This is a genomic window from Oscillibacter sp. CU971, from assembly GCF_905219725.1.
Classification (GTDB): domain Bacteria; phylum Bacillota; class Clostridia; order Oscillospirales; family Oscillospiraceae; genus Oscillibacter.
Genome location: NZ_CAJMXG010000139.1, coordinates 1 through 7,806, shown reverse-complemented (window position 1 = coordinate 7,806; position 7,806 = coordinate 1). Strand labels below are relative to the sequence as shown.

Genomic DNA, 7,806 nt, shown 5'->3' with positions numbered 1-7,806 from the left:
TCATACCCCGCGCCCCCTTTCCCTTATTTTATCACATCTTCCATTATTTCGGGGAATTAAATCAGCGTTTCCCTAGATATATACTACCTCCACGGTAGCTTTTAGGCAGCATAGAACCACCGTCAATGAATTAAATGTGTTAAAAGACCCTTTACAAACGGTATAGATATTTTCCGCCGCTTTATGCGTCAGAATCTGTAATACCCCAAATGGCCTGAACACGCTTCTTTCTGGATTTTATAAAGAAGGGCCCTTGCGTAGAATGGCTTGGATATGAAATTGAGGGGTAGAGCAGGGAGTACCATCTATATTCAACGGTTAGTTAAATCTACCCAGAAAGTTAATTATGCCCTTCAAACAGCCACTTTTGTGTTAAGCCACAAAAGCGGCTGTTTCTTTTTATTAGCTTACGTCCTCCGGTATTCTCCTGGATGCCGTGGTCCTCCGCTTCTGGAATCTTGACTTTTCAAAATTTCAGAATATGGAGGTTTGCCACATGGCGAAACAATATTACATAAAAAGGGACCCCTCGGCCATCGGCTCGGATATTGAATGGGCCGCGATCAATGGGAAAGAGTTCTACCAACTCCTCACCTCCCCTGCCGGAAAAGGCCGGTACTTCATCGACATGGACGAGTTCATGATCGAGGCCACAGAGGCGGAGTATAAGGATTGGCGCAAGGAAAAGGACCACAGCGACTATCTGCAAGCGCAGGAATCCCAAGTGCAGCTTCTGCCTTTGTGCGGTGGTGAAAATGGCAGCCAAGGAGATCTGATCCCCGACATGGCCGCCAGCACCGAGGAACAGGCGATGGCGTCCATCCTCCGAAAAGCGCTAAAAGAAGCGCTTAACGCTCTGGATGGTGAGAGTTACGCAATCATCGACGCCCTTATTTTGGCGCAGGACCGCAAAAGCGAACGTGATTTAGCCTCTGAATTTGGTTTATCTCAAAATGCGGTTCATAAGCGCAAAAACAAAATTTTGAAAACTTTAAAGTTGTTGGTTGTCAAAGGGGAAAAAAGTTCCCAATAGAAAGGTAAGAGGCAAAACAAAGGCTGCCTCTCCTGTTCTTTGACAACTGAACATCCGAAGACTTGGATACGTTCCTGACAGGTCCCCTTGACGAGAGGGGACAGCGACGCTGGAGGATGCGCCAAGACCACCTGTAAACGCGGCGAGATTGCAGTGAATTCTTCCGCTTTTATCAATTACGGCCAACGAAGGTGCAAAGCGATCACATCCGTCCGAAAAACAGCCTGTGGCAGGCTGTTTCGCCATGAAATCTGTCAGGGAGATACTCCTGCGCCGTCCCAGCCTCAAGCAAGGAGGGCAGCCGACAGAGATCCTGCCGGAGGTGGAACTCCTGTGAGGCGGCCCAGCCAGCCGCCGTCCAAGTCCTTCGCCCTGACGCCTGGGGAAGTAGTGTCGAATGCAGGCGTGGAAATGAGACTTTATTGGAAAGTCTTGATATTAGAAGCACCAGGGATCGCCGCCGCTGTGGTCACGTCTGTGCAGCAGTCAGGTCTAGCGACGCACGGATTGNTCAGAAACCNCACGGGCAAATCCTCAGCGGCGGCGGTCCCTGTTTTTGTGATATCAAGCATNTTGAGATAGGAGGACACCCGTATGAATAACCCGAACATCGACCTGCTGGGGCAGGTCAATCTGCTGAAAGCGCTCCTGAAAGCTGGAGTCATCAATGACACTGAGTTCAAGAGAATCGCCGCGCGGCTGGCCGTGAAAAACGGAGCCAGCATCATTATTTGTTGATTTTGCCCGTCCTATTTTGATAGCTATCCTATGGATTCTGTGGTAATGTGTTGCTTGCCGAAGGAGGTGTGGTACGAATGGCAGAGCAGAAGAAAACCAGTGGTTCCCTGGCCCTGAACGCGGCTCCCCGCCTCGTCACCATCCCGGCGGCGGAGCAACCCGAGGCCCGAAAGCTCCGGGTAGCGGCGTACTGCCGCGTCAGCTCGGATTCCCTGGACCAGCTCAACTCCTTCGCCGCGCAGAACGCCTATTACACCGCCCTCATCGGCGGGAACCCGAACTGGGAACTGGTGGATATCTACGCCGACAGAGGCATTACCGGCACGTCGGCGGACAAGCGCGATGATTTCCAACGCCTTCTCTCCGACTGTAGACGGGGCTTGATCGACAAGGTCCTGGTGAAGTCCGTATCCCGGTTCGCCAGGAACACCAGGGATTTCCTCAAGGTCACGCGGGAGCTGAAGTCCATTGGCGTGGGCGTCTGCTTCGAGGAGCAGAACATCGACAGCTCTATGGTTTCTGGTGAGATGCTGGCCTCCATCTTCGCCGCCTTGGCGCAGAAAGAGAGCGAATCCATCTCCCTGAATATGCGGATGAGTTACAAGCGGCGGATGGAGGCTGGAAAGTTTACAACGTGTAAAGCCCCCTTTGGCTACCGTCTGGTCGATGGTCAACTCATTGTCGAAGAACAAGAAGCCGAAATTATCCGCTTGATTTTCCAGCAATATTTGAGTGGATACAGTATGCAGGATATTGCTGAGGAAGTCACCACCTTCGGAATCCCCACACGGGATCACCAAGAACGATGGCAGCGAATAACCATCCGATACATACTCCAGAACGAACGATATGCCGGTGATTCTCTATTGCAGAAAAGATTCACAACCGATACACTCCCCTACCGTCAGGTCTGGAATACCGGACAGAAAGTAAGATACTGGCTTCCCGATTCCAATCCACCCATCATAAGCAGAGAAATTTTTAATCAGGTCCAAATTCTGCTGTCCCGCAAGGCTGAAAATGTTATGACTCGCTGTCAATCCCCGCATGACTTCGCATTGAAAATTCTCTGCGCCAAGTGCGGTTCATATTTCAAGCGAAAAATCACGCATGGCGTTACCTTCTGGGTATGCCGCACCCACAATGTCAAATCCGCGGCCTGTCCTATCACGCAAATCCCGGAGCGAGAATTCTGTAACGCATTCCTCCGCCTGTACTACAAGCTCCAGCACCAGGGCCGTCCCATCNTGGAACAGCTTCTCTCGGNCCTCCAGACCGCACGCAGCCGCCGGCTCCTCTGGAGCTTGGACATCGTGGANCTAAACAATCAAATAGCGGAAACCACCCGTCAGGAACGACTCTTGGCCGTGCTGAAAAAGCAGGGCGCTGTCGATCCTGATATTTTTATATCCCGAACCGACCGGCTGGCCGAACAGCTCCGCGCCGCCAAGCAGGCGAAGAGCCGTCTCCTGGACGCTGAGGAGGACCAGACCATCGCCCAGACCAAGGAGCTGCTGGATATCCTCAATGACGCACCGGACTTCCTGGACGCCTTCGACGGGGAGCTGTTCGGCGAGCTGGTCAACAAAATCATCGTGGAGAGCAATGAGCGGCTCCGGTTCCGCCTCATCAACGGGCTGGAGCTGACGGAGAACATCGAAAGGACGGTGCGATGATGGCCAGTAATCGAAAGCTGCCCTTCGGCTACCGGATGGAGCGGGGCACGGTCATGGAGCATCCCGTGGAGGCAGAGGCGGTCCGCAATATCTTCCAGCGATATCTGGCCGGAGCGCCCTACGCCGCCCTGGTGGAGCATCTGCGTGACGCGGGTCCTGCCTATGACGCGGACAAGCTCTGGAACAAAAATATGGTGGCCCGTATTTTGGAGAACGNCAAGTACACCGGCTGCGGNGATTTTCCCGCCGTGATTCCGGCGGAAGATTTTCAGAGAGCGCAGGCGCAGAAGTCGGAGCGGACCGTGCCCATCACGAAGACACCGGCACAGAAAGAGCTGCGTCGGCTNTACGGCGGGAATCCCCCCAAATATGTGGAGGGCCAGGTGCTTGGCATTCTGAACCGCCTGATTGCGGACCCCGGCTCCATCCAGGCTCCCACTGCGAAACTCGAAGGTACGGCACAAGCCAAAATCCTGCGGCAGAAACTGGCGGACCTTCTTGGAGAGACCCCCGTGGATGAGGACGCCGCCAGGCGCACCGCCCTGGTCCTCGCCGCCGAGCGCCTGGACGCCATCGGCCCCGAGGAGTACGAAACGGAGCGCCTCCGCCGGGTATTCCGTCGGACCGCTCCGCTGAAAAGTTTGGACGCGGACCTACTTCATAGCAGTGTCCGAGAAATTATGATGCAGAAGCACTGCGCCATCGTTCAGTTGAAAAATGGTCAAATTGTGGAAGGAGGTTCTTAGAAATGACAACCGCCCCCAGCAAGCTCATTGTGATCCCTCCGGTGAAGGAAANCACGCAGTCCCAGGCCGTGAAAAAGCAGCTCCGTGTCGCCGCCTACTGCCGCGTCTCCACCGACGACGAGGAGCAGCTCACCAGCTACGAGGCTCAAAAAGCCTACTATACCGAGAAAATCAAGGAAAATCCGGACTGGATCATGGCAGACATATTCGCTGACGAAGGGAAAACGGGCACCTCCGTCAAGTGCCGGAAGGACTTCCAGCGCATGATCCGCCAGTGCCGGAGAGGCAAAATCGACCTAATTCTCACGAAGTCCCTCTCCCGCTTCGCCCGGAACACACTGCATACCATCGAATACACCCGTGAGCTCCGGCAACTTGGCATCCCCGTGATTTTTGAGAAGGAAAACCTCAANTCCATCTCCTGGGAGAGCGAATTCTTGCTCACGCTCTACGGCGCCTTCGCTCAGTCTGAAAGCGAGAGCACCAGCAAAAACGTGATCTGGGGAAAACACCAGGCCATGAAGGAGGGCAGAGTGGTCATTCAGTACAAGCACCTTCTTGGCTACATCCGCGGCGAGGATGGCAAGCCGAAGATCGTGCCGGACCAGGCTGAAATCATCCGCTTCATCTTCCGGCGCTATCTGGCCGGGGATACCCTCCGGGCCATCNAGGCCCAANTGGAGGCAGAACAAATCCCTTACGCTACCGGGGANGTTTTCTGGAACATCTCCACCCTGCAATCCATCCTCCAAAATGAGAAATACTGCGGCGACGTGATCATGCAGAAGACTTTCCGCAAGGACTGCATCAGCNAGAAAACGGTGGTCAACACCGGGCAGCTCCCCAAATACTGGACCCAGAATCACCACGAGGCCATCATCAGCCGGGAGATGTTCGACGCCGCCCAGGAGGAGACGCTCCGCCGGAAGGCCGTGGCCGCCGGCACGAAAAAGAGCGCCCCCACCGGCCTTGGGAAGTACAGCTCCAAGCACGCTCTGACAGGGCTCCTCATCTGCGGGGAGTGTGGCACGCCATACCGCCGCGTCGTCTGGACGCAGAAGGGAATGAAACGTCCCGTGTGGCGCTGCGTCAACCGGATTGACCACGGAAGGACCTACTGCAAGCGCTCCCCCACTCTGGATGAGAAGCCGCTCCAGCAGGCCGCGCTGGCCGCCGTCAATATCCTCATGAGCCGCAAGGACGTGCTGGCAGACGGAGTGGCCTCTGAAATGGCACAGGAGCTGGCTCCAGTCCCCGGCGAGGTCATGAGCCTCGGGGATATTGAGCGGGCCATCGGGGACCTCTCCAAACGGTTCGACAGCCTCATGAACGAGACGGACGGCGAGGAGAGTATCCAGCGGAATATGGACCAATTCCGTGACATCAGCGAACAGCTGGCGGCGCTGAAGGAGCGCAAGGCCCACGTCTTGGGCCTCCGGGCTGAGAACGACCTGCTGACGCGGCGGCTCGAATGGGCGGAACAGGTTATGGCGGAGGCTCCGGCGGAGGTCACGGAGTGGAACGAGAGTATCGTCCACCAGCTGGTGGGGGAGGTCAAAGTGCTGTCCAAGGACGAGATTGAGATTACATTTAAAAATGGGACGANAATCGTCCAAACGATTTTNGTAGAACGGCAGNAGGCGGCTTCCTGATGATTTATGTAACCGGCGACACACACGGGGATTTTTCCCGATTCAGCTCCNAACGTTTCCCGCANGCAAAGGCCATGACAAGAGAGGACGCCGTGATAATCTGCGGCGATTTCGGCGGCGTGTTCGCCGGTACTTCCGCGGAAAGAAGCTGGCTCGACTGGCTGGAGGAAAAGCCGTTTACGACCCTTTTTGTAGATGGAAACCACGAAAATTTTGAGATGCTGAACGCCCTGCCTGTTCATACTTGGAACGGTGGAAGGGTCCACTGTGTCCGCCCCCACGTGATACACCTCATGCGCGGACAAGTCTTCGAGATCAGCGGTTTGACCTTCTTCACCATGGGAGGCGCGGCGTCCCACGCTATCCAGGACGGAATCCTTGATCCGGAGGCCCCCGGTTTTGAGCGAGAATACTGGTTCAAACGCAGGACGCGGCAGANGTTTCGGGTAAAAGGCGTTTNCTGGTGGCCCGAGGNGCTGCCATCGGACGCGGAATNTGAGGAGGCAATCAGGAATCTGGAGCGGGCAAACTGGCAGGTGGACTGTGTTNTGACNCACNGCGCGCCGACCAGTATACAGGCAAAACTTGATAAAGGTTATACTCCCGATAGGCTGACGGATTTTCTGCAAACAGTAAAACGCCTGTGCCGGTTCCAACACTGGTTCCTTGGGCATTACCATCGGGACTGCGTAGTCGACGACCGATTCATCATCCAATGGAAGCAGATGACTGAACTCACGCAAGGTCCAGCGCTACGGCAAGCAGCCGAGGCCGGCAATGCGCGGGAAGGTAGACAAGCCCCAAGGGAGCTTTGAAGGAGGCGGCAAGCATAATTTATGTAACAGGTGACACTCATAGAAACTTCTCCCGGTTCAGCCCCGACCGTTTCCCGGAAATGAAGACCTTGACGAAGGCAGACACCATAATCGTCTGCGGCGATTTTGCAGCCCTGTGGCATGGAGGTCGGAGAAACGAGATTCAGTTAGCGATTCTCGAGGACCTGCCATTTACAATCGCCTTCGTGGACGGGAACCACGAAAACTTCACAGCTCTATCCAAATATCCCGTTGAGGAGTGGAACGGCGGAAAGGTTCAGTTCCTCCGCCCCCACGTCATCCACCTCATGCGCGGGCAGGTCTTCACACTGGAAGGCCATACCTTCTTCACCATGGGAGGCGCCTCCTCTCATGACGTCGAAGATGGCATCTTGGCCCCGGCTGCATCTGATTATTACGAAAGGCTCTTCCGCCTGCTCAGGGACGGTCGCCGACAGTATCGGATCGTGGGCCAGTCCTGGTGGCCGGAGGAGCTTCCCTCAAAGGAGGAATATGCCGAGGCCAGACAGAACCTGGACGCCCACGGCTGGGAGGTAGACTACATCATCACCCACAGTCCGCCCGGCGGTATCGCAGAAGCGCTGAGCCGCCCGCAGGACGCGCTGACGGACTTCCTCGAAGAGGTCCGCCAGAAGGCCAGATATCGCCTCTGGCTGTTCGGCCACTGTCACGGGGACCGGGAAATTGACGAAAGGCACCTGCTCCTATGGGAACGGATCGTGCAGATAGTATGAAGGAGTTGACAGCCACGGGCAACGGCCAGTCTATGATGATGCCATCATCTTAGATCTCCAAAGAGCGTTTAAGCGTTCCGGAAGAGGCGGATGGGCGGCAAGGCGGTCGACACGCCGGAAATTAAACAACGCAAGATAAAGAGAAGCGTGGGATTTATTCCCATGTTTCTCTTTATTTTGCGTTCATCGTAAAAATGGCGCATTGCGTCGGAAAGGAGGAACCCATGAACATCAGGAAACCCATAGATTACAGTGCCATGTTTACATCGCTGGATGTTTTGATGGCATCTAATCTGCCGCAGATGGAGCTGTACTTTGAAATTGGCAGGCTTGTCAGTGCCAGGTCAGAGAAAGGTGCCGCTGTTGCCGCCGCCGTATACCTGACTAGATC

The 7,806-nt window shown here is 55.3% G+C and carries 7 protein-coding genes; all 7 read left to right on the top strand.

Translation table 11 applies throughout. The features are described from left to right. The first annotated feature begins 496 nt into the window (after positions 1 to 496). A complete protein-coding gene (locus JX325_RS10255; protein WP_204791046.1) occupies positions 497 to 1,033 on the top strand; it encodes a sigma-70 family RNA polymerase sigma factor in 537 nt (178 codons plus the stop codon). Between the two features lie 594 nt (positions 1,034 to 1,627). Beyond that, complete coding sequence (locus tag JX325_RS10250; RefSeq protein WP_204791045.1) at positions 1,628 to 1,771, top strand: hypothetical protein; 144 nt, start codon at positions 1,628 to 1,630, stop codon at positions 1,769 to 1,771. A 77-nt stretch (positions 1,772 to 1,848) separates the two neighbouring features. Continuing rightward, entirely contained in the window at positions 1,849 to 3,447 is a 1,599-nt protein-coding gene (locus JX325_RS10245) for a recombinase family protein (RefSeq protein WP_204791044.1), read from the top strand. Beyond that, positions 3,444 to 4,193 carry a recombinase family protein gene (locus tag JX325_RS10240; protein ID WP_243414040.1) on the top strand — a complete coding sequence of 250 codons (750 nt, stop codon included), beginning with the start codon at positions 3,444 to 3,446 and terminating at the stop codon, positions 4,191 to 4,193. Before JX325_RS10245 ends, JX325_RS10240 begins: the two co-directional genes overlap by 4 nt. Before the next feature lie 2 nt (positions 4,194 to 4,195). Then, the gene (locus tag JX325_RS10235) at positions 4,196 to 5,845 is read left to right on the top strand and encodes a recombinase family protein (RefSeq protein ID WP_204791043.1); all 1,650 of its coding nucleotides are present in this window, start codon (positions 4,196 to 4,198) and stop codon (positions 5,843 to 5,845) included. Then, positions 5,845 to 6,660: a metallophosphoesterase family protein gene (locus JX325_RS10230; RefSeq protein ID WP_204791042.1), complete on the top strand. Its 816-nt coding sequence runs from the start codon at positions 5,845 to 5,847 to the stop codon at positions 6,658 to 6,660. Before JX325_RS10235 ends, JX325_RS10230 begins: the two co-directional genes overlap by 1 nt. Continuing rightward, positions 6,657 to 7,415: a metallophosphoesterase gene (locus JX325_RS10225; RefSeq protein WP_243414039.1), complete on the top strand. Its 759-nt coding sequence runs from the start codon at positions 6,657 to 6,659 to the stop codon at positions 7,413 to 7,415. Before JX325_RS10230 ends, JX325_RS10225 begins: the two co-directional genes overlap by 4 nt. Positions 7,416 to 7,806 lie beyond the last annotated feature (391 nt).

What these genes read in the sequence shown, in the direction of transcription:
- JX325_RS10255 (WP_204791046.1), top strand. Translation starts at nt 497, where the DNA reads ATGGCGAAACAATATTACATAAAAAGGGACCCCTCGGCCATCGGCTCG.
- JX325_RS10250 (WP_204791045.1), top strand. Translation starts at nt 1,628, where the DNA reads ATGAATAACCCGAACATCGACCTGCTGGGGCAGGTCAATCTGCTGAAA.